Consider the following 23255-nt stretch of genomic DNA (forward strand, 5'->3'; position numbering starts at 1 on the left):
TTTCAGAGATTCTTTTTAGCCCAATCAAACAAAGGTTTACCTTCTAAAAATACCTGTCGGCCACCATCGAGCATTCCATATTTTTCCATGTAGTGCTGTTTAAGGGCTGTCTTAGGTAATAATGAAACACATGCCAACTCCCCATAGTTCTTCAATGATTCACCGCATGCGTATGCCAAAAGACAACCGACAATACCTTCAAACTTCTTATTTGCACCAATATTCTCAACTGAACTCGCAAGCAGCTTTATTTCCACTCTATTGTCTCCAGGGTGCTCGACTAATGCCATAACACCGAGTATTTCTTCTTGGCCTTCGATCGTTAGTTTGAATAAAGGGCAAGTTTTTGCAGTTTGACGCCAGTTGAATGAGTACTTGGCCTTCTTCAGCAACTTTAATTCACCGTGGGAAACAGAACTTATCGCAATAGGATGAGTTTGTCCGGAAGCTGTTTCCACTATAACCATTAACGTAAATATACGAAAAACTTTACATTTTTTGTAAAGTTTTTTTCAACAATGAATGGCTGATTTTGTATCTTTGCCTCATAAGGAATCAGAACTTTTGTAAGACTTTGTGAGGTGTCATTAGTCACACCGGTGCAAATTGATACGAAGAAAATATTTGAAGGAGAAGAAGTTAGATTTTAGTAATCACTCCCTCCTCCTCATCTAATAACAATATCAAAAAAACGAAGGCCTGCAAATCAAATGATTGCAGGCTTTTTCATTTGATGACTGCAATGAGTGTATTCGTCAAAATTTCAAATTGAGGCGAACACAAATTTTACTGGAAAGATGATTTTGAAGAATATATATCACTAGAAATTTCGAAAGATTAAATTACAAATTTTAATGGCGCTTTGATCAAGGTCTGGGTGAATCGATCCATCGTAAAACTATTTTTACAGCATGAAAACCACCACAATTCAAAATGTAATGAGAGTCTTGCTTGGCGCATTTATGGTGCTCGCCGGTGTAGGACATCTTACCTTTCAACGTAAAGAATTTCAGGCACAGGTTCCGCGTTGGCTACCGAACAATGAATCCTTTATGGATTTTGTCGTGCTGTCATCGGGTATAGTTGAGATAGTACTCGGTTTAAGTATGATCTTCTTGGTTAAGTACAAACATAAAGTGGGGGTTGCATTAGCCATTTTTTTTATCCTTGTATTCCCTGGAAACATTTCCCAATACACCAATGGCATCGATGCTTTTGGATTAGATACCGATCAAAAACGATTGATACGATTATTCTTTCAACCTGTGCTTATTGTATGGGCGCTATGGTCAACGGGTGCCTGGGCCTCGTTAGTTAAAAAAGAATCTGCGAGGTAATTGGAGCCGTACGTTAGCAGCCAGAAAATCTATATTTAACGCCTGCTACATTGGGTGGAGAAATGTACAAACTTTATTCATGACACAGTGAGGACAATTAACCCAACGTTAACGGGCGTCTGATAATTTACTATTGAGTTGAAAATCAAGAAAAGGCCGGGAGTAATCCGGCCTTTCTTCTACAGGGATTTCCATTTTGTTCTTCTGAAGCATTTCCAGTTTCGCTGACTGTTGATAAACATGGTTGAGTTATCTGTTTCCCATCCATGAGGGAAGCACCAAGAGCAACCTCTTTCATTACCATAAATGATTCTTGATATCCGGATATTTGAAATCTTCACAGGAAAATCAACAAGTCCGAATTCATTAACTCCAAATGCCTTCTGCATTTGCCTTTGTCTTTTCATAAAGAGCTTGATTAGGGTTTAACCTAATGCAGAGCTCCTTTGATGGTGTGTTTAATATTTTTCATAGTATATATACTGTCAAATCCGGGTTAAACCTTATTTATCTTTTTAGAGCTTTTGTTTCAAAGTATATATCTACTTCTTCGTAGGCACCAACAACTCCCTGATATCAACGTCAAGTAATCTTGCTACTTCAACAAGAGTTTCCAACGGAGGTTGAACGTCATTGCGGCACCATCGCGATATAGTTGTAGTGTTCATGCCGAGCTCTTCTGCTAACCATTTATTCGTTCTTCTTTTCTCAACCAATACAACCTTGATGCGATTTATTTCCTTAAAAGCCATTCGTTTTTATCCTAGCAGTGAATCGTTTCAATCAAATTTAGGATTTGGCAATCAAACAGAAACAGCACTCCAAACGCACTACTAAAAGTTTTTAATGCATTTTATAATGCATATAATGCATTTTTAAATTATCATTGTGCACTTAAATACATCTGTTATGCAGGACAAAAATCTCATCATTTCTTTAATCAAAGATGATTTAACTAACAACAAACTTGTAAGCGGCCTGAACAATCTCGGCCTTAACGCAAGCGATTACCATCTCCAATTAAGTGAAACAATCTTAACAATGATGGGCCTGGATACCGAGGACGATTCCATTCACGACCTATATTTTCAACTCACACAACAGAGTGAATCGCTTGATCTTTCGAACATCGGCACGCGAGAGCAGCAGTTGAATGCTATGGCACAATCTATATATAGCGAGCTGTCACGAAGAAGAAGCATTGAACAGCATGATTTGAATAAGCATCTGTAATCGCCATATAGAGTTATATAGCTGAATGTTCTTCTTCGGCTTAAGATGAATGAGAAGTCTTTTCAACCTTATGATTTATTCTCCTTTCATGCTTACGATTTTCTTTTATCTGTTTAAGTGTTTGTTCTTCTATTGATGTAATGTGAAAATTTACTGTCACCAGAATGATTAAAGCGTCCGGTATAATAAGTTGCGGGCGATGAAGAACTGTTCTAAAATAAGTATCATTCACAATGAAAAATTACTATATGTAGGCGCCATCATTTCCAGGCAGACACCATTACCTTTTATTTGTGAGGCACGAAGTGACAGCTCACTCTAGTACGAGGTTCTTTGATTTAGTTAAAGAGGTATAGATTCCCCCCTGATTTTTCTCTATTTTGAGACTATGAAGTGTACAACTTCAATCATAATCTGATATTTAATTTGAGAACTCAGGCCGATATAATAGTTGAAAACTCCGGGATCAGTGGACTAACAGCTGCTGAAGTGATAAAGTCTCGCGCTATAACCGGGCGAAATGAAATCAAAGAAAAGAAGAATCATTTTATAGCCGTCTTACTCAACCTGTTGAAAGAACCTATGCTGATCCTTCTCATAGTGGCAGCCGTGATTTATTTCGTGACAGGTAATACAAGCGATGGAATCTTTATGGTCTCTTCCATTGTAGTTGTTACGGGCATTTCTCTTTTTCAGGAATCGCGAAGTAAAAAAGCGCTGGATAAACTTCGTGCATTAACGCAGCCACTTTGCCGGGTTATACGTGAGCGTAAAATTTCAACTATTCCGAAAGAGGAATTGGTACAGGGCGACTACATGATCATCGAAGAAGGAACTTCGATACCAGCCGATGGAAAAATTATTCAATCGAATGACTTTGCTGTAAATGAATCTATACTAACAGGTGAATCTCTTCCAATTGAGAAAGACAATACAACCAACGATAAAGTACTACAAGGAAGTCTGGTTACAAGCGGACTCGCCATTTGTGTAGTTACAGAAATTGGTTCTGCCACGGCTCTCGGCAAGATTGGTAAGACGATAGAAGGAATAGCGGAAGGAGAAACACCTCTTCAAAAACAGATAGGCAGCTTCGTGAAAAAAATGGCAGTCGCAGGCACTGTTGTTTTTATGATCATCTGGTCAATTAATTTTTTTCAGTCGTATGATTTGTTGGGAAGTCTGCTGAAGGCACTGACACTGGCCATGAGCATTCTTCCGGAGGAAATTCCGGTTGCATTTGCAACGTTTATGGCGCTGGGTGCATGGCGGTTGATGAAGCTGGGCGTAGTTGTAAAGAATACATCAACGGTTGAGACACTTGGAAGTGCATCGATTATTTGCCTTGATAAAACAGGTACCATTACCGAAAACAGGATGAAACTAACAAAGGTTTTTTCCTTGTCAACAGGTTTGATACATGATATAGAGAATGAACCTCAGGTACATGAGATCATTGCTGCAGCCATGTGGGCTAGTGAACCTATTCCTTTTGATCCGATGGAGCTGGCGTTGCATGACGCTTATCAACACACTGCAGCAACAGATGACCGAGGTAATTTTAAGATGATTCATGAATATCCGTTGGGAGGCAGGCCACCCATGATGACGCATGTTTTCGAGGATATCAATGGTAAAAGAATTATCGCAGCTAAAGGAGCACCGGAAGCCATGATGGAAGTATCATCGCTCACAACTCAGGAAAAAACTAGTATCATAACCGCCCTGGATCAACTGACTCGCGCGGGCTTCAGAGTACTTGGTGTAGGTGTCAGTAACTTTGCAGGATTGCAATTTCCCCAAGAGCAGCAGCAATTGTCATTTTCGTTTCTTGGCCTGGTGGCATTTTACGATCCTCCGAAAGAAAATATCAAAGATGTTTTCAACTCATTTTATCAGGCTGGTATACAGATCAAAATAATTACGGGCGACAATGCAGCTACTACAGCAACGATAGCGCGACAGGTAAATTTCCGCGGCTATGAAAAAGCTGTGAGTGGTGATGAACTAATGAATCTTTCAACAGATCAATTAAAAAAGAAAGTATTAGAATATAATGTCTTCACAAGAATGTTTCCTGAGGCCAAACTTAGAATAGTGGATGCGTTGAAGGCGAATGGTCATATAGTAGCAATGACAGGTGATGGTGTAAATGACGGGCCTGCCCTGAAAGCGGCACACATCAGCATCGCGATGGGAAAAAAAGGTTCGGAGATTGCCAAGGCGGTATCTTCACTGGTACTGACTGATGACGATCTGGCAAAAATGATTGACGCCATTGCCATGGGAAGGAAGATATATGGGAACTTAAAAAAAGCTATTCAATATATCATCTCGATTCATATACCCATCATTCTAACAGTTTTCATTCCACTCGTTCTGGGATGGGCTTATCCTTCGATTTTCACTCCTGTTCATGTCATATTCCTGGAATTGATCATGGGACCAACGTGTTCTATCATTTACGAAAATGAACCCGTGGAAAAAAATGTAATGATACAGAAGCCACGACCGTTGACCAATACATTTTTTAGTTGGCGCGAATTAAGCGTAAGTATTGTACAAGGCCTTGCAATAACGATTGGCATTCTATTTATATACCAATACTCCCGGCACCAATTCAATAACGAAGCCGTTACACGCACAATGGTGTTCGTTACATTGATAGCAGCGAATATTTTCCTGACACTTGTGAATAGATCATTTTATTACTCGGTAGTGACAACCATCCGGTATAAGAATGCAATGGTTCCTGCCATCATCGCTATAACTGCAATATTGACTATATGTTTCATACTCATTGAACCAGCTTCTGCCTTCTTTCAATTCACAACCCTTTCCATTAGCCAGGCGTTCGGAGCTGTGTTAACAGGCATTGTGTCGGTGCTTTGGTTCGAAATAGTAAAATTGTATAAGCGGAGGCAGTAATATATGCTATAACGATCTTCTTGTATTAGAACAGTGGTTGAGAGATGTATACCTGATTAATCATTTTTTAAATACATCTATATATTCAGCCAGATGAGTATAGTAAACAAGCTTTTCACTTTCCGACTTCCTGACTTCCCCGACTCCCCAGCTATTTCAACTTCCCTACTTAATTAATAATTTCCACCATGGTAAAAGAACGTGAACAGCTTAATGCCGAATGGGAACGGTTCAGGCACTTCTTTAAACGCGAAGAGCTACCCGCTAAAACAATTCTATTAAAGGAGGGCCAGACTTCAGAACGAATGTTTTACATTGAAAAAGGTTGTATAAGATTGTCCTTCAATAAAGACGGAAAGGATATAACATTCCAGTTTTTCTTTGAAGGAGAAGGTGTCTCATCTGCCGAGAGTTTTCGGAATGAGGAGCCGAGTTTATTTTCCATTGAGACAATCGAACCTTCTATACTCCACATATTAAGCAAGAAGGATTACTTCACCATGATAGAAAGCTCACCACTTATCAAGCAGGAACTGGAGCAACAGACATTCGAGCGACTGATGTATTACCAAAAGCTGTTTCTCTCCCGAATTAAAAACAGTCCGGAGGAAAGGTATAACGAATTGGTAAAGCAAAGTCCACATATACTGCAACGGGTGCCGCAGCATTATATAGCATCGTTTTTAGGCATTACTTCCGTTTCGTTAAGCAGGATCAGAAACCGGAGATAGTATTTATTAACAATTGTTATCGCCGCACGGAGGTATCTCGCGCCAACTTTGTCTCAACAAAACCCAAAAGCGATGAAACAATTTAAAATTCAAATCTCCCAGAACGAAATCAACGATCTGAACGAAAGACTGACCAAAAGCCGTTGGCCCAACGAAATGATCAACGAAGGATGGAAAAAAGGTGCACCAACAGATTATTTGAAAAAGCTGGCCGATTACTGGCTCACTAAATTTGATTGGAAAAAACAGGAAGCACTGCTCAACAAGTATCCGCAGTTCATCACCGAAATTGATGGTCAGAACATTCACTTCCTTCATATAAAATCCGGCAATGCCAATGCTACACCACTCCTGCTAATCCACGGATGGCCGGGTTCCTTCGCAGACTTCATCAATGTAATTGAACCGCTTACTAATCCGGGCAACGAGAATGAAGTGAGCTTTCATGTAGTTATACCTTCCATTCCCGGCTTTGGTTTTTCAACACCGGTGAAAGAGAAAGGATGGAATATGTTTCGCATTGCTGCAGCGTTCAGCACCTTGATGGAACAATTAGGCTATACCAGGTTCGCGGTGCACGGTGGTGATATGGGGGCCGGTATAACCAGTACCATGTCGGCATTGGCAGCACATAAACTCATCGGCACACACGTGAATACTGATTTCTACTCGGTAGCAGGTCTCGGTATGTTTCCATCCGATACTTCGTTTTTATCAGAGGAAGAAAAGCCAAGACTCGAGCGCATGAAGGAGTATAAAAAGAACGGAACAGCGTATCTTGAAATACAATCAACAAGACCACAAACAGTAGCCTATGCGTTGTCTGATAGTCCGGTGGCACAACTGGGTTGGTTGATTGAAAAGTATAAAGAGTGGACTGACGAAGAAAAGGAATTACCAGAAGATGCAATCCCTGTCGATCAGATTCTCACCAATGTATCGTTATATTGGTTCAATAAAATTGGCGCCTCAAGTGCCGAGATACTATATGAAAATATGAGCATGGCTTTTAACTGGGGATCTGACGATGGTGCCTCACAAGAAGCGAACCAATGGACACCACCCAAAGTACCCACAGCTATGACGGTATATGCAAAGAACGAAGACAAATCGCTCTTTAAAAAACTGATATCTTTCACGGGTGAACCTGATCACTATATATTTCACGATAAAGGTGGTCATTTCCCTGCCATGGAAGTTCCGGATTTATTTGTGAACGACCTCCGACAAGTTTTTGCTCAACAGACAGCTTAGTATGAAGGTAAAGGAATTGATAGAATTACGATTGACCAATCAGGGATTAACATCTGCGGAGTTTAACACTTGCGCAGATGTTGTCTCTCATTTCGGAGCCATGCAGTCGCAGGATTATTCCATGGCAAAGTGGGCCGTTGGTATGCGCATGCAAAACCCTTCCGATACTGCTATAGAGAAGAGCATAAACGCTGGCGAAATTATCCGCACGCATATACTCAGACCAACGTGGCACTTTGTTCATGCTAACGATATCCGTTGGATGATGGAACTGTCGTCACCCAATGTAAAGAAAGCAACGCAGTATATAGATAAACAAGTTGGTCTTACGGACAGTGTGTTTAAAAAAGCATGGAAGGTTATAGAGGCTGAATTGAACCGCGACCACAACCTTACAAAGGAAGATCTCACCGATCGGCTCGCCAGAAAGAAAATCAACGCAGAAAGTTTACTTATAACACAGATATTAATACGGGCCGAGTTGGAAATGCGTATCTGCAATGGCGAAAGAAAGAACAACAAAGTTACCTATGCACTCCTCGACAGACGAGTTCCGCCTTCCGAGAATATATCCCGTAAAGATGCACTTGTAAAACTCGCATCGGTATATTTCAAGTCGAGAGGTCCTGCTACTGCAAAAGATTTTGCATGGTGGAGCGGTTTGAGCATGACGGATGCAGCATTCGGAATATCAGGATTAGGCTCGGACCTCAAGAGCACTTCCGTGGATGGGTTGAATTATTTATACTTCGAAAACACACAACATCAAAAGAAGAAAGTAACAGCACTACTTCCTCCTTACGATGAATATATGGTTGGCTATACGGAAGGCCGAGACGTTGCATTCCCTGCCGACATCGACAAATCATTTATAGGCAACGGTATATTCAAGCCGCTGGTACTATTCAACAACACTATAGCAGGCACCTGGAAAAAGGTAAAAAAGGACCCCTTTGTAGAAATTGAATTTATAGACGACAACAAAAAGTATAGCGGCTTAAACGCAAAAGTGGAATCAATAAAGTTATTCTTACAGAAATAAGAAAGTACATCCTGTAATTCAACTCGGATAAATCTCTGAACAATGTCTTTCCACAGCTTCTTATCTTTTGTTTGTAAGAATTATATATCTTCATATCCATGACAGCTGATGATAACATTGAAGACCAACTTGATAATCTTGATGATCTCATTCGTTACCTCGAAAAGGAGAAGGACCGTTTAAAAAAATGCGTGGAGACAGCCGCTGAGCAATGGGAGTTTTCGGAAGCGAAGGCCTTTGCAAAGGCACATAGTCATATTGCTGGCAGATTACACACACTTAAGAATTTAAGAGATCCCGGGTTTGATGAACGTGCAGGCTACTATCGAAAGTTGGTCTTTCTCGAAGAACAATTGGAGAAGTATACCAATGCCCCACAACTCATCAGACATCTTACAGAAGAGATAAAGAAGACAAATGAGGCACTCGATAAACTCGAAGACTCAAAATATACTCTCCTTGATACTCAGCATATAGATGATGCCATTTTTCTTCTGTTGGATGGCTCAATCGAAAGCTTCAGGTTGCACCTTAACAAGAGCGAAGCTTTAGTTTTTGATTTTGCATGCATAAATAATCTGCTACGTATTGGACTGTCCTATAAGAAGGGATCGCTTTTTCCGTACATGAAGAAGAGGCTTCGCAGAATTGGATTTTCCAAAGTTGATGAACAGAGAAGGTTTGTGAAAAGTATTGAAGCCAGTAATTTGAAGGATGCTCAAAAAATCAAACAACTTCTCGCGGTAGTGATATTTGATGTATTTGGCCGGAGTTGGTTCGATAACCCTGCAGCGTTAGAAATTAATTATACTCCGATGGAACCGACAGACTAACACAGACAAAGTTAAGATCGCTTAGTTCGACTTAAATCATCGTGCTGCTTCATAGCATATTTAAATTTTAGACTAATAATTTTCCTTAGGAGATTTTGAGATATTTAAGTAGCCACTCAGGAACAGATTCTTCGATATATACCGTTCCATCTTTATCCTTCTCGGCAATTTTAACGGTTGTCTTTCCTGAGTTATCAAAAATATAGGCGCGGTAAGAAAGCTTCACGGCTTCATACAGATTATTCATTGTTCGCTCATATCGCTCGATAATCTTATTATAAGGTACATCATGACCTCCGGCAGCTACACGTCCCTCAACACGTTTCACGTTGATAAGCGGATCTTCTGTAGATACGAAATATAGATATACCTTATAGCCTTTGGCAATAGCTTTTCGAATAAGTTCAAGCTTGTCTGGATGAGAGAAAACTGTTTCCATTGTAAATGAAATACCGTTTGATAAAAGATATTCCCTTATCAAATCCGACACAATCATTCCAATTAATGGTGAAGACTTTTCTGCTTTTAGTTTTAAATATCCATCTTTTAACACAACAAGATCAACGATTACCTTTGCATCATAAGGATCTTTAAACGTTGATATTTTCAGGTAATCGGAAATTAGCGAGGCCGGAGGAGATTCAATACCAAAAAGTCTAAGCTCAATATAGCCCTTGTCTTTAAATTCCTTTTCGATCTGATCGGAGTTGATAAATGGACCTGTGGGGATGACCTTCTGCTTTTCTTTAAACTCCTTAATAAGCTGAAAGATGGAAGATTTACCTGAGCCATTTGGGCCGGCAATAAGACGGAGCCGACTCATTTAAGTTTTAAAGATCTTTTTTCCTTCTTTAAAACAACCCACTTGGATTTTATTGTGTGTCGTACAAGTTCAGAGTTGTTGGGCAATACTTCAACGATTTTTCCCTCTTTAGCATAAAATGACGACAACCCTGCCTTTCTGCGCTTTTTCAGTTGCTCTTTGCCCGTCTCAGAAATTTTGGCAACGAGCGTGCGCTCCATTTCCAATGGATTATGAGAATATTGGAAGTCGCTATTAGATTTCCTCTTGGCCATATTCAAAAATAACCATTTTAACGTAGTTTAAAAAATTTCGTTCTGCGTTGATCGCACAGCATTGTGTACAGCATTTTAGCTATAGTATCGATATCGTAATCATCAGTATATATATACTTTAATTAGTCTTTAATAAGTCGCACATACATGCCGTGCGCTTTATATAGACCGCAGCGCATGATGGAATTGTTGGTGTTATGTATACCGCGTCCCCAAGCATCATTTGCCTGTTGATCGCGCTCGGTGGCGCTGGCCATATAGGTAAATTCATCAACGCCCGAAAAGCCTCCTTCTTTACTTCGATACCCACCGAGAAGCGCACAGAATCCGCTGGTAGTATCGCCACTACATTTCAATCGCTGGCCAGCCTCTGCTGTACCTACAAACTCCTCCAAGGCTATCCATTCATCATTGGTGGGCACATGCCACCCTTCCGGACTAAAACCGCGCGCATCGTTGATGGCATACCAGTTATAGATACGTCCATATTTACCTCCCATGCCTGCATCATTTTTATAGTAACACCAAGCTGACTTTCCTTCCCGACCAGCTCGCTCCCATTCTTCAGCCGATTTTGCATGTGGTATAGAATCGCCATTGCTGAAGGTGATGCCATCATAATTATGAACCATCCAAACCTGGTTGCCTATTTTAACTTCTGCTTTGCTATTGGCATGAAGACTATCATTTCCGTTTGAGGCGCCTCCACACGAACTGAATAGCAATGAAATAAAGAGTATTAAAACCGGTAGTATGGTTAGCTGACTATAATAACGTTGATGATCGTTCGTGCTATACCGGTCAGGGTTGATGGGTTTCATGGGGATGATCGTTTAAGTTTTACCCCAATAACGTAACTATCTATCCGGAGGATACAGCATTCATTTCACTCAGTAAACACAATGAAGAAATTGTAATCCCTAACATAGTATATGATACTGTTACCTTTAATGACCAGGTTTTGATCTTTGAGTAACTGCTTGATTGTAGCCAACGATTTTACCTGAACCGTAAATCCAAAAACACCTTCCCTTGCAGCCGACTTGAAGTTGGCGAGTATACTGGCACCGTCTCTTCTACTCACCACTATTAATTCGCTTGACCCGGCTTTTAGTACCTGTGCCCGAATACCCAAATATGTGGACGCACCTGTATGGACAAAACCGAGCTTCGTAAAATTTGATATATACTTTGCAGGATCTTCTGAAATCCACCAAACAGATTTCAACGACAGCGATTGATTGGCATGCGTTGTATATACTTCACGCTCTTTCCAAGTCTTGTTTCTGTATTCGATATAGAACAAATCGTAACCTGAAGGTTCAACACTTAGCCACACAGGATTCTCATTTGATTTGAACGGCACCGCGCATTGTTGAAGCGACAGCATTACAGAGTCTGCTGACTTTACGGATAGCGCAAGGCTGGTTCCTCCCGCCCTGTGCTTGAGAAAGTTTGAATAGTAGTTGCCGATAGCGAATGAACTATCCAACGGTGTGATGAACTCAAGATATGTACCGTCTTGAAATTTTACGAAGAAGTTACTGATACCTTCATGCTCTCTGCCGTTTTTCACCGTAAACTTCAGGTGGTCGGAAAACAAAGTCTTTGCTTCATTCAGATCACGCACAACTATAGGAACATGATCTATACCTATAATCAGCTTATGCAGATTCGCCTCTTCGCATAGCAGCTGCGACCAGGCTGCAAAGCCTGCGCTCAGGTGTATAAATACGGTTACAATGCCCTTTATAGTCATGAGCCCAAGTACTAACAAAACTGCCGACTCACCAAAGAAACTTCTGATTTTAGAGCTGTTTTTCGAAAAGCAAGGTAAAGGCTAGGTATAGCGATCCTAAGGCCTTCCTTAACGCTTCCTATACCCCGTGATTATTTCATGCTATTGTGGCAGGGAACGGAATAAAATTTGAAGGCCAGTAATCTGTTGGGAGGCAAAATCTAGTTGTTCGGAAATTTATATCCGACATTCGGAAAATATAGGCCTTGTAGAGTTTGATCAACATTTACAAAGAAATATATTAGTTCTAATATTCACTTAAACCCGACTGGGCTTCTCGGTTAGCATAAGTTTATAGCACTCTGAAAATACAGAATCATGGAGATAGATATTAAGGGGAAAATCAACGAGAAAAAGCTAGCTTACAACAACACCCTTCTTCCACTTTACGAGGCTATTATAAATTCTATTCAGGCAATTGAAGAAGGTAGTTCCACTAAACCTGGTATCGTGGATGTTGACATCATAAGGTTAAATCAGAAGGGTTTGGAACTAGATGGTCAAGAGCTTCTACCTGAAATTGTTGACTTTGTAGTACGCGATAATGGGATTGGCTTTACGGAAGCTAACTATGAGTCATTTAACTTCGCACATTCGACATACAAAAAGGGAGGTAAAGGCATAGGTCGCTTTACCTGGTTAAGAGCTTTTCAAGCTGCAGAAATTGAAAGCCGATTCTACGAGAATGATCAGTGGAATCTTCGAAAGTTCCGTTTCGAACCGACTAAAAAAGGCATCGAACAACACACGCTGGAAAAAGTCAACTCGACAACTGATAGATATACAATTGTAAAACTAAAAGGACTTAAAGACGATTACCGTAAGTGGTGCAATTCCAAAACTGAGGACATTGCCTTCAAAATTATTGAACATGCATTTATATACTTTGTGGCTACGGATTGTGCTCGCATCCGTATTAATGATTTGGGGACAACAACAGTAGTGAACGATCTTTTTAATGTATTTACCGGAGGCAAAGTAAAAAATAAAAATCTTCCAATACGCGACAATAAATTTACCCTACGCATTGTAAAACTCTATAGTAGTAAGATCGACAACAAAATTCATTACTGCGCACATAATAGAGAAGTGATATCAGAAAAAATGTCAATAGACATTCCTGAACTCGACAATTTCTTAGTTGATAAAGACGGGAATTTTTCTATCGCTGTCTATGTGGAGGGAAAATACTTAGATGAAAATGTCAACGATGAGAGGACTTCTATAAACTTTTCGAAAAGCGATCTGGAATATTCAGGAGAAACCACTCAAGAGGAGCTTAGAAAAAAAATAACCGATCTTTTACATACTGAATTTGAAGATCAAATTACCAAGCTATCGGAAGTAAGAATAACTAAAGTCAAAGAGTTTGTTTCGCAACATCCTCGTTACAAGCAGCTCCTTAAGTATAAATCTGATAAACTTAAAAAGATTCCGTCTACATTATCAGAAGAAAAGATGGAGATTGAGGTTTTTAAAATTCAACAAGAGTTAGAACTCGATGTAAAAAAGGAAACTAACACAGTTTTAAAATTTATTGAAAACGAAGACGATATAGACGCTTTCAATGCACAGCACAAAGAACTTTACGCTAAAGTCGTAGAGGTTGGTAATGCAAAACTTTCTGAGTATGTAGTTCATAGAAAATTAGTACTTGATCTTTTTGAAAAACTCTTAAACAAGAAAGCCACTGAAAAAGCTGTCCATAGTTTAATATTCCCACTTCAAAAGCTTTCTGACGAGATTGGATTCGAGGACCATAACCTATGGATGTTGGACGAAAAGTTATCGTATCATAAATATCTCGCGTCAGACAAATCGTTTAAAAAAATTAAACTCGCCAAGTCGGAATCTGCTGAGCGACCAGACATAATAATATTTAACAAACCTTTCGCATTTACTAATGATGATAAGCCATATCATTCAATTGTTTTGATTGAATTTAAAAGGCCAATGCGAGATGACTATACCGATCTGGAAAACCCAATTTTACAGATAAACCGATACGCTAGAGAAATAATTGAGGGTCACGCAAAAGACAAAAATGAGCGAGAATTTAATTTCAGAGAGAACACGCCTATCTACGCATATATAGTATGTGATCTCACTAAAAAATTAAAAGAATTCGCTGATGATGCTGGCTATAAAATTTTGCCAAATAGTGATGGGTATTTTTCTTTCAATGATAACTATAATATGTACATTGAAATAATTAGTTTTGATAAGGTCCTTAGAGATTCAAAGGAAAGAAATAGAATTCTGTTTGAGAAATTGAATCTTGCTTAAGTAGCCATTTCGTTTTTTATAAAACGAAATACGTCAAACCTCTAAGATTGGTTTAGCAAATCATAATAAATATGAACTTTACTCCAGAGCAACAAACTATATTTAGATTTGTTCAGCAAGGTAATGGAATTGGGATCATAGACGCTGTAGCCGGAGCAGGAAAAACAACTACTATCATGGAATGTGCTCGTCACATTCCAATGTCCACAGCTAACGTTTTATTTTGTGCTTTCAACAAAAGCATCGCAAAGGAAATTGCAGGGAAGTTAGCCGAAAGAGGACTTTCTAATGTAACGGTTAAAACTATCCATGCTTTTCTCATTGCTTGTAGTTATACATTCAATTTACGAATTTGTAAACAAGATCTTCAACGAAGGGTTGACAATTTACTAATATCATTCTCTTTATGTTTAAGAAATCTTTTATCATCGAAACCTGATAAATAATAGTTCTAGAAACCACTAGGTACTAACGCCCTCTTTCGTCTGCATGTTGCTTTGTAAAGATTTGAAGCGCAGAACAGCAAAGTAATATGTCAAAAAAGAAATTTTCCTCGACTCAAAATCTGTAGGCATCGGAATATGAAAAACGAACTAAAGTGGAAGACAATCTCAGGGGTTTTACTGTTCATCTGCTCCTTATTTCTTGCCGTCTATCTCTTTTCGTTGCCTGCAAGGTCAACTACTTGGGATCTTCATGAAAAAGGTGCAGTTGGAGATGCCATTAATGGCATGACAGCTCCAATTATTGCAATAGTCGGGGCAATTTTAGTCTACGTATCTTTTCAAGAGCAAGTGAAAGCGAACAAGCTTCAGTTTAATGCTATAAATCAACAAGCGGAAATAGAAATAGTTTACAAGTTATATTCCGAGCTCAAGGAAGACTTTAAGGAAATTCAAGGCGTGTATGGAAATAGACACCAACAGCCAGCAATTTTAGATTCATTCATGCAGCAGGTAATTGCGGATGCGTCACAACATTCGTTTTATAATGATTTACATATTTTCATCAAATATTTAAACGATCAGTTTGTGTTTCTTGCTTCCAGGTTAATGGTAAACTCTATCCTCTCCAATGACGAGAAAATGACTCTTATTGAAAAATTACAACGACTTTATGGGCTTTATTTCCGCGGATATTACTTGAACATCAAACAATCCATTTACCAATCGCAATTATCGAGAGAGTTTAAGAGTGATATATTGAATTAGTAACAAGCTCACTGAACAATCTCGATCAATACTATCATTTTTTGCTTGACGAAAAGCAAAAAGAGGTGATGAAATTTGCTGAAAAACAGAAAAAGAAACGAAAGAAATGATGGCAGCGTATATGTGAACCTTAGTCCCGGCTGAGTTCTTTCCTACTTTTTAATTCTAGCACAAGTTCTAAATATACACTTAGAGCGAGTTTCGTTACAGTTTCTTCATTAGGTTGGAAGTACGTGCTATACTTTTCAAGTAAAGCGAAATAGAAATCATAGGTTACGTTCTCTTCATCATCAAAGCCTATATAGGTTAGAACCAGCGAACTGAAGTCTGAATGATAGAAAGAATCATCAAGGCCAACCTCGCGCAAGCCGTTAAAGAATCTATAACTCTTAAGCTCTTGTTTGAGGAGTTGAAGAATGAGTTCCTTTTGATAAGGCAGTTCTGATGGGCAACATTTAGTCGTCATAAAATATTTTTAGATGCTTTACTGTCATAAATATAACATCAATAAGCATATAAATAACAATAAATGACATTAATAATACTTTAATGATAATAATATGCGCTTAAAACACATTTAAAGCACTAATTTTCAAACACTTAGTTTTGTTCGAAACGTTTAAGAAACTATGAGCAAAACAGCAAGTCCTGAATATAACCGGCTCAAGGTCGTACTGGCAGAAAAGAAAAAGACCAATAAAGAGCTCGCAGATTATTTGAATGTTCAACCCGGCACAGTATCACGCTGGTGCACTAATGATAGCCAGCCAAGCATTGCTACACTATTTGAAATTGCCAAATACCTGGATGTAAAAGTATCTTCGCTGTTGATTGAACAATAAAGAATTGAAGCGTTGGAATTTATCACACCCTTCACATAATATGTATAGTATAAAAATTACTGTCATTAAACACAGATGTAATTACTACTATGCCTGAATCTCCCGATAGTTACGAGCAACATTCAAACCTCCCCAGCGGGTACTGGACTGGGTTCAATATCTATACAATAGCAAAGAGCGAAACGAAATGTTGCCTATTTTTTTATCCTAGGAAGCAAACTTCATAAAGAATTACAATCCAGAGATGCGGAGAGCAACGATATAGTCTTTTATGCAAAAAAGAATTAACTACGCAAAATGGATAAACCGCAAAGTTCAGATATCATTTTTTATAGTTCCCCTCAAGGTAACGTGCGCATTGAAGTGCTTTATGCCGGAGAAACTTTCTGGCTTTCCCAGAAGAGAATGGCTGAACTCTTCGGGGTTGAAGTTCCGGCCGTAAGCAAACACTTAAAAAATATTTTTGATAGTAGTGAACTGCGTGAAGATTCAGTTGTTTCCAAAATGGAAATAACTGCTGCAGATGGCAAGAATTATCTTACTGCGCTGTACAATCTCGATGCCATCATCGCGGTAGGTTATCGGGTTAACAGCCTGCAGGCAACGCAATTCCGTATCTGGGCTACTAAAATTCTGCGGGAGTTTATCTCACAAATGAAGTCTGTTATTTTTTAAAACCAGTTAAACGAAAGAGCATCGATGCGCGAGTCTCCCGATAGTTACGAGCAACATCCACACCTCCCCAGCGGGTACTGGACTGGCTTCTACGTTTATTACCATAGCCAAGAGCGACATGAAATGCTGCTGATGCTTGACTTTATAAACGGTAACATCTCAGGCAACGGACATGATGACGTTGGCGCTTTCACCTTCGAAGGTCACTATGATCTTACCTCCATGACTTGTCGTTTTATGAAACACTATAGCACGCATCAAATCGATTACCATGGACAGATCGATGAAAATGGTATATGGGGCAAATGGTATTACGTTTACTATCCCGGCATGGGCATTGATGAAGCTGCATTCAATAAACTCATATCTGAATTCAGACAGCAGTTCTCCGGAGGCTTTCACATCTGGCCACGCAATAAAGAATTCTCTGCCCACGAAATGGCAGTCAGAAAATTGAAGGAAGAAGAAGTGATAAAACTGGTGGAGTGACTAATATAGTCGTATGAGCAAAACCGTGAGCGTCAATATAACAAACCGGTAAAGCAACTATAATTATCTGATGCCGTGTCTACAATAGATTATCCTCCCCGGCCCTCTTCGTACAAAGTAAAAATTGTAAGATCTCCCTGGGGACAAATGCTTGCCTGGTACTTCATTAATGCTTTCATCATTGGGTTGGTTGCTCCGCACGACTCCTTCTACAAAGAAGTCCAATATGTAGAGCTGATATATACCGTTGGTTTTTACGTGTACTTCCGGGCGATGTACAAAACTATATACCTTTACCCCGACAAACTAAAGATCATTTTCCCAGCGCTATCCTTCCGCAAAAACAGAATATACAAGCTTTCAAATATCGACTATATATTATTTCAAATACTCCCGAAAGACGAGATAAGCGATCAATACTTCAAGATTCATTTTAAGAACGGCAAAAAGAAGAGATACTGGCTCCCTTCCGACCAACTCTTTCAGTTTCGAACGTATGCCGGAGATATTGGTATCGTTGTGAAGAATTCAAGGTAGGCGGTGCCTAAATTAAGCTGACAAAAATAACTTTCACACTACATAAAAACCGAACTTAAAACGTACCGGCTTGGTATATAAAAAATAGGCAATTCCAATCAACAACCCGATATATTTATCACCTTAACTTCAGCACAAGTCATTTTTTAACATGTATCGGATCGTTTTACTTTTTCTCTTCGTATTCATCATTCACTCAACTTCTTTCGCACAGCAACAACAAACCGACCGCCTCCAACGATTCAGGAAGAATGGTCTCTATGGTTTTATTAACAGCAGTAGGGATACCGTTGCAGCTGCGCAGTGGGATTATGTCGATGATTTTTTTGCAGACAAAGCGCGTGTAGAGTACAAATCGAAGTGGGGCATGATTAACGCGAAAGGTGCCTACGTTATTCCGCTGGAGTACGATAAAATTACCAATGTATCAGACGAAGGAATTGTTCGCCTAACACTCAACGGGCTCACTGGATACAAGCATGTCGATTCAGGTGTTATGATCAGCGCCATTCAGTGGCAGGAGGCAGGTCCTTTTTACAAAGGTTTCGCACAGGTAATGAAAGATAATCACTACGGTATAATCAACACCAAAGGCGTGGCGATTTGTCCTGCCATATATGATTTTATCGGTGACATCTCTGCACCACACGAAATGGTGCGGGTAAAGAAAGATGAGAAGTTCGGCTACATCAATGCAACACGAAAACTTGTTATACCGATCAAGTTTTCATACGCTGAAGATTTCAGTGACGGCCTTGCGCTGGTGCAGGTCGTGGGCAGTGAAGTTTTTGAATATATAGACAAGACCGGCAAATCTATACTTCGCGCTCCTGTAGGCCTTATGCCCGGAAAATTCACAGAGGGTTATGCGCTGGTATTAAAAGGAAATACCGATGCCTATAAAGCCGGCTTCATCAACAAGCTCGGCAAAATAGTTATACCCATAGAATGGGACGATGCCACTGAATTTTACAACGGACACGCTGCTGTAAAACGCAACGGCAAATGGGGCTTCATCAACAAAAGCGGCAAGCTGGTTGTCGACACGCAATACGATGAAATTACACCCTATAGCAAACAAGCAAAAGGCAAACGAAACGGCCGATGGGAGAAACTATTTGAAGCTGAGACGTTGGAGGAAGTGGTGGATGAAGTGCATTAATATGTACATCTCAAAACGTTGGGGCGCTAAATCATTGTAACTCAAACCAAAGTATAGAGACTATATGTACATTTACATGGACCGATGAATCAAAGTAAATCACCTGCCTCTTCATTTGTATACATACCTCAACTGGACTCCGTCCGGTTTCTTGCATTCATTTTAATATTTATACACCATACAAATGTTGCCGGTGTTGCAGCCATGTCGGGTCTGCAAAAGATGGGGTGGGTAGGTGTCGATATCTTCCTTTGCCTGTCGGCATTTCTTCTCACGCGGTTGTTGCTTATCGAAATACAAACACGCAACCAAATCAGTCTCTTTAAATTCTACATGCGAAGGATGCTGCGAATATGGCCGCTATACTTCGCATACCTTATCTTTATAATTACCATCTCGTTTTTTGTATTCAAACCTGAGCAAAGTCTTTTCCGCTTCGTAACGCTGGCTACCTTCACCGATAATATAGCTACCGCTATACATGGCTACAATCCACACACTGCAACGGGCCACCTTTGGACTATTTCGTACGAAGAACAATTTTATCTTGTACTTCCTTTTGTCGTAATGTTTGCATCGCGTCTAAAGAAGGCAACGAGCAAAGCTATACTCATCAGCATTATTGCGACAGGCTTACTTTCCAGATTTCTTTTTATACACGCGCAAGCAAGTCACCCGGCAATATGGGTTCTGCCGGTAACACACTTTGAGTCTGTTATTGCAGGAACCTTAATGGCATATTACTATAACCGATTAAAAGATATACCGACTATACTTCTCTTAGCAATATTTGCTGTAAGTCTGTGCGGAATAATTATGACGCCCCACGTAAGCACGAGCAACATTCTCTTTTTCATCTCCTATACCAGTGCGGGGTTGTTTTCTTTTTCAGTAGTAACATTGGCAATTAACAGCGAATTGAAATGGCTGCAAAAACTACTATTTCTCAAGCCAATATGTTATCTGGGAAAGATCTCATACGGGTTGTATATATTTCATCTTTTAGCGCTATTGGTGGTTTATCACATTCGGCCAACGGACAATTACTATATAAACAATTTGTTAGGATTGGCGTTTTGTATTGTAAGTGCAATGATGTCGTACGAGATCTTTGAAAAGAGATTTTTAAAACTCAAGAACAGCAAATATCGGCTGGAAAAATAATACTATTTATCCACAAGCAATACATTTAGTGTACCCCACCGTTGCAACGTATTGATGGCTGAACAATCAGGCGGAATCAATAAGCAGGCAATGCCGAGAAAGCCAGTCCTAACATGTCTATTAAACTCCATTTCCGTTCACATTATTTCAATTCCGGACATGTTATAAGTTTATACTCTTGGAATGCAAGCAAGAAAATGGGTTTCATTCTGGAATATGCTTTGCAAGTGCATTCCTGAATAGGTCATAAACTTTCACGCATGCTCAGAAATTATTTTAAGGTCGCACTCCGGAATCTCATCAGAAGCAAAGGCTTCTCGTTCATTAATATTTCCGGGCTTGCCGTGGGAATGGCAACAGCGATCATAATTTTTATATGGATAGACCATGAAGTAAGTTTCGATACCTTTCATGTAAATCGCCCAGATATATACCAGGCCTGGAACAAAGGCCGGATGAACGACAAGATTGAGTGTTGGCCGTATACACCAAAGGTTCTTGGCCCAACACTCAAAGCAGAGTATGAAGATGTAGCAGATGCAGCACGAACCTTTAGCCGGTGGTTTGTTACGGTTGTAGACGATCGTAAAATATCAACAAAAGCACTTATTGCAGATCCTTCCTTCCTGAAGATATTTACCTTTCCACTATTAGAAGGTAATCCCGGCACAGCACTCAACGATAGTTACTCCATTATTGTAACAGAGAAAATGGCGCTCAAAATGTTTGACGACATTCATGCATTGGGAAAAGAGATTAAAATCGATAATGAGCTATACCGTGTAACCGGTGTTATGAAAGACCTGCCGCCCAATACCGATTTCGACTTTGAGTATATATTGTCGTGGGGGTACATGAAACGTACAAACGATGACGAAGTAAACTGGGCGAACAATGGTATATTTACGTATGTCCAACTCAAGCCCGGGCACTCCTTTGCATCCGTAAGCGAAAAGATAAAAGACGTCACCATTCGTCACAGCGAAGGGCTTGTTAAAGAAGAGATTATACTTCACCCGATCAGTCAGTGGCATTTATACTCACGATTTGAAAATGGAAAATCTGCCGGAGGACGAATAGAAACGGTACGGCTATTCGCCATTATTGGTGGATTCGTTCTACTGGTAGCCTGCATTAACTTCATGAACTTAAGCACCGCGCGGAGTGAAAAACGGGCAAAAGAAGTTGGTGTACGAAAAGTAGCCGGTGCTGATAAAACATTGCTGATAGGACAATTTTTAATCGAGTCAATTTTGCTGGCCGGTATATCGGCAGCTATAGCCGTTGTGTTGGTGCAGTTCATGTTACCTTACTTTAATACACTCGTTGGCCAAATCGTTTCAGTACCCTTTACACAACTATATTTCTGGATAGCATTGATTGCCTTCACGATTATCACGGGTATTATTGCTGGCAGTTACCCGGCATTCTTCCTTTCGTCTTTTAAACCTGTTACGGTGCTAAAGGGCACATTCAAAAAAAGTTTTGCACGCATCAACCCGAGAAAGATACTGGTCGTTACACAGTTCACATTTGCAATCGTGCTGATTATAGCGACCATGGTAGTGGTGCAACAGATACGCTATACGCAAACACGCGATCGCGGCTATAATGCGACACCACTGGTATATCATTGGATGACAGGCGATCTCTACGAGAACTATACACCGTTAAAAAATGAGCTCATCAATTCCGGTATAGCTTCAAGCGTAACCAAAACGCTGTCGCCCATGAGCATGATTATGAGTGACACGTGGGACCTGCAATGGCAAGGTAAAAATCCGGAAGACAAAACCGACTTTGACCGAATGTCGGCTGACGAAGGATTGGTGGAAACTGCATCACTTCACTTGATACAAGGTCGCGATATGGATCTTCAAAAATACCCGACCGATTCAACGGCCATGCTCATCAACGAAGCGGCAGCGAAGGCATTTGGCTTTAAAGACCCGATTGGTCAACGAGTAACCGAAACGGATGGTACCGAGTATCATATCGTTGGCGTAGTGAAAGATTTTATCACCGGATCACCTTATCAAACTATAAAGCCCCTCGTTATTGAAGGAGAAAAAGGAAGCGGATTTAATGTAATCCACATCAAACTGAGAGAAGATATAGCTCCACAGCAAGCCATTGCAGGTATACAAGCACTCTTTCAAAAGTATAATCCTGAATATCCCTTTGAGTTTCATTTTTCAGATGATGACTATGCACAGAAATTTGAAGACACCGAACGCACCGCATCACTCACTTCGGTATTCACTATACTAACGATCTTCATCTCATGTCTTGGACTATTCGGACTCGCCAGCTATATGGCTGAAGTCAGAATAAAAGAGATTGGCATCCGAAAAACTTTGGGAGCATCTGTACTTCGCATTACCGCGCTTCTCTCCAAAGATTTTGCAACACTCGTAGCTATCGCGATATTGATTGGTACACCCATCGCATGGTATGCTATGGATCAATGGCTTCAAGGCTATACCTATAGAACCAACATAGAATGGTGGATATTTATACTCGCAGGAACGCTATGTATTACACTTGCACTGGTTACGGTAGGCTACCAATCTATTAAAGCGGCATTGGAGAACCCGGTGAAGAGTTTAAGGAATGAGTAACATTGTGTTTTACACTTGACCTGATAGCTACATTT

Annotated in this window: 24 protein-coding genes; 17 read left to right on the forward strand and 7 right to left on the reverse strand. The window is 40.0% G+C overall.

What is annotated here, in order from left to right; genetic code table 11:
* Positions 1–2 precede the first annotated feature (2 nt).
* On the reverse strand, positions 3–467 hold the full coding sequence (locus ACFQ21_RS21595; protein ID WP_377582542.1) for a hypothetical protein: 465 nt from the start codon (positions 465–467) through the stop codon (positions 3–5).
* A gap of 444 nt (positions 468–911) precedes the next feature.
* On the opposite strand from ACFQ21_RS21595, the gene ACFQ21_RS21600 reads away from it, so the two are divergent.
* On the forward strand, positions 912–1337 hold the full coding sequence (locus tag ACFQ21_RS21600) for a DoxX family protein (protein WP_377582545.1): 426 nt from the start codon (positions 912–914) through the stop codon (positions 1335–1337).
* A 542-nt stretch (positions 1338–1879) separates the two neighbouring features.
* Here the strand turns inward: ACFQ21_RS21600 and ACFQ21_RS21605 are convergent.
* Complete coding sequence (locus tag ACFQ21_RS21605) at positions 1880–2089, reverse strand: helix-turn-helix transcriptional regulator (protein WP_079687313.1); 210 nt, start codon at positions 2087–2089, stop codon at positions 1880–1882.
* A 157-nt stretch (positions 2090–2246) separates the two neighbouring features.
* Here ACFQ21_RS21605 and ACFQ21_RS21610 point away from each other — a divergent pair, with 157 nt between their 5' ends.
* The 6 genes from ACFQ21_RS21610 to ACFQ21_RS21635 all read left to right on the forward strand — a co-directional run bounded on the left by ACFQ21_RS21610 (position 2247) and on the right by ACFQ21_RS21635 (position 9358).
* On the forward strand, positions 2247–2570 hold the full coding sequence (locus ACFQ21_RS21610) for a hypothetical protein (protein WP_377582549.1): 324 nt from the start codon (positions 2247–2249) through the stop codon (positions 2568–2570).
* A gap of 393 nt (positions 2571–2963) precedes the next feature.
* Positions 2964–5498, forward strand: coding sequence for a cation-translocating P-type ATPase (locus ACFQ21_RS21615; protein ID WP_377582551.1), 2535 nt, complete (start codon positions 2964–2966; stop codon positions 5496–5498).
* A 188-nt stretch (positions 5499–5686) separates the two neighbouring features.
* A complete protein-coding gene (locus tag ACFQ21_RS21620; RefSeq protein WP_377582553.1) occupies positions 5687–6229 on the forward strand; it encodes a Crp/Fnr family transcriptional regulator in 543 nt (180 codons plus the stop codon).
* A 72-nt stretch (positions 6230–6301) separates the two neighbouring features.
* Positions 6302–7483, forward strand: coding sequence for an epoxide hydrolase family protein (locus tag ACFQ21_RS21625; RefSeq protein WP_377582556.1), 1182 nt, complete (start codon positions 6302–6304; stop codon positions 7481–7483).
* A 1-nt stretch (position 7484) separates the two neighbouring features.
* Positions 7485–8525, forward strand: coding sequence for a winged helix DNA-binding domain-containing protein (locus tag ACFQ21_RS21630; RefSeq protein ID WP_377582559.1), 1041 nt, complete (start codon positions 7485–7487; stop codon positions 8523–8525).
* Between the two features lie 98 nt (positions 8526–8623).
* Positions 8624–9358 (forward strand): hypothetical protein, encoded by a 735-nt coding sequence (locus ACFQ21_RS21635; RefSeq protein WP_377582562.1) that lies wholly within the window; start codon positions 8624–8626, stop codon positions 9356–9358.
* Positions 9359–9443: 85 nt separating this feature from the next.
* Here the strand turns inward: ACFQ21_RS21635 and ACFQ21_RS21640 are convergent, their stop codons facing one another.
* The 4 genes from ACFQ21_RS21640 to ACFQ21_RS21655 form a co-directional block, all read right to left on the reverse strand.
* Positions 9444–10181 (reverse strand): zeta toxin family protein, encoded by a 738-nt coding sequence (locus tag ACFQ21_RS21640; protein ID WP_377582565.1) that lies wholly within the window; start codon positions 10179–10181, stop codon positions 9444–9446.
* Complete coding sequence (locus ACFQ21_RS21645; protein ID WP_377582568.1) at positions 10178–10435, reverse strand: hypothetical protein; 258 nt, start codon at positions 10433–10435, stop codon at positions 10178–10180. Before ACFQ21_RS21645 ends, ACFQ21_RS21640 begins: the two co-directional genes overlap by 4 nt.
* Positions 10436–10557: 122 nt before the next feature.
* The gene (locus ACFQ21_RS21650; RefSeq protein ID WP_377582571.1) at positions 10558–11256 is read right to left on the reverse strand and encodes a fibrobacter succinogenes major paralogous domain-containing protein; all 699 of its coding nucleotides are present in this window, start codon (positions 11254–11256) and stop codon (positions 10558–10560) included.
* A gap of 65 nt (positions 11257–11321) precedes the next feature.
* Positions 11322–12194, reverse strand: coding sequence for a VOC family protein (locus ACFQ21_RS21655; RefSeq protein WP_377582574.1), 873 nt, complete (start codon positions 12192–12194; stop codon positions 11322–11324).
* Positions 12195–12551: 357 nt separating this feature from the next.
* Here ACFQ21_RS21655 and ACFQ21_RS21660 point away from each other — a divergent pair, with 357 nt between their 5' ends.
* The 3 genes from ACFQ21_RS21660 (at position 12552) to ACFQ21_RS21670 (ending at position 15730) form a co-directional block, all read left to right on the forward strand.
* Positions 12552–14519, forward strand: a complete 1968-nt coding sequence (locus ACFQ21_RS21660; RefSeq protein WP_377582577.1) for a hypothetical protein — start codon at positions 12552–12554, stop codon at positions 14517–14519.
* 71 nt (positions 14520–14590) lie between these two features.
* Positions 14591–14965 (forward strand): AAA family ATPase, encoded by a 375-nt coding sequence (locus ACFQ21_RS21665; RefSeq protein WP_377582580.1) that lies wholly within the window; start codon positions 14591–14593, stop codon positions 14963–14965.
* Positions 14966–15100: 135 nt separating this feature from the next.
* Positions 15101–15730 (forward strand): hypothetical protein, encoded by a 630-nt coding sequence (locus ACFQ21_RS21670; RefSeq protein WP_377582581.1) that lies wholly within the window; start codon positions 15101–15103, stop codon positions 15728–15730.
* A gap of 130 nt (positions 15731–15860) precedes the next feature.
* On the opposite strand, the gene ACFQ21_RS21675 is transcribed toward ACFQ21_RS21670, so the two are convergent.
* On the reverse strand, positions 15861–16196 hold the full coding sequence (locus ACFQ21_RS21675) for a hypothetical protein (protein WP_377582583.1): 336 nt from the start codon (positions 16194–16196) through the stop codon (positions 15861–15863).
* A 163-nt stretch (positions 16197–16359) separates the two neighbouring features.
* Between ACFQ21_RS21675 and ACFQ21_RS21680 the strand changes: the two genes are divergently transcribed.
* The 7 genes from ACFQ21_RS21680 to ACFQ21_RS21710 all read left to right on the forward strand — a co-directional run bounded on the left by ACFQ21_RS21680 (position 16360) and on the right by ACFQ21_RS21710 (position 23220).
* A complete protein-coding gene (locus tag ACFQ21_RS21680; protein ID WP_377582585.1) occupies positions 16360–16572 on the forward strand; it encodes a helix-turn-helix transcriptional regulator in 213 nt (70 codons plus the stop codon).
* A 297-nt stretch (positions 16573–16869) separates the two neighbouring features.
* Positions 16870–17247, forward strand: a complete 378-nt coding sequence (locus ACFQ21_RS21685) for a virulence RhuM family protein (protein ID WP_377582587.1) — start codon at positions 16870–16872, stop codon at positions 17245–17247.
* A gap of 24 nt (positions 17248–17271) precedes the next feature.
* Entirely contained in the window at positions 17272–17736 is a 465-nt protein-coding gene (locus tag ACFQ21_RS21690; protein WP_377582589.1) for a hypothetical protein, read from the forward strand.
* Between the two features lie 75 nt (positions 17737–17811).
* Entirely contained in the window at positions 17812–18273 is a 462-nt protein-coding gene (locus tag ACFQ21_RS21695) for a hypothetical protein (RefSeq protein WP_377582591.1), read from the forward strand.
* Between the two features lie 151 nt (positions 18274–18424).
* Entirely contained in the window at positions 18425–19435 is a 1011-nt protein-coding gene (locus tag ACFQ21_RS21700) for a WG repeat-containing protein (RefSeq protein WP_377582593.1), read from the forward strand.
* Between the two features lie 84 nt (positions 19436–19519).
* Positions 19520–20599 carry an acyltransferase family protein gene (locus tag ACFQ21_RS21705; RefSeq protein WP_377582595.1) on the forward strand — a complete coding sequence of 360 codons (1080 nt, stop codon included), beginning with the start codon at positions 19520–19522 and terminating at the stop codon, positions 20597–20599.
* A 260-nt stretch (positions 20600–20859) separates the two neighbouring features.
* A complete protein-coding gene (locus ACFQ21_RS21710; protein WP_377582597.1) occupies positions 20860–23220 on the forward strand; it encodes an ABC transporter permease in 2361 nt (786 codons plus the stop codon).
* Positions 23221–23255: the final 35 nt, after the last annotated feature.

Source organism: Ohtaekwangia kribbensis, assembly GCF_042676245.1.
GTDB lineage: Bacteria > Bacteroidota > Bacteroidia > Cytophagales > Cyclobacteriaceae > Ohtaekwangia > Ohtaekwangia kribbensis.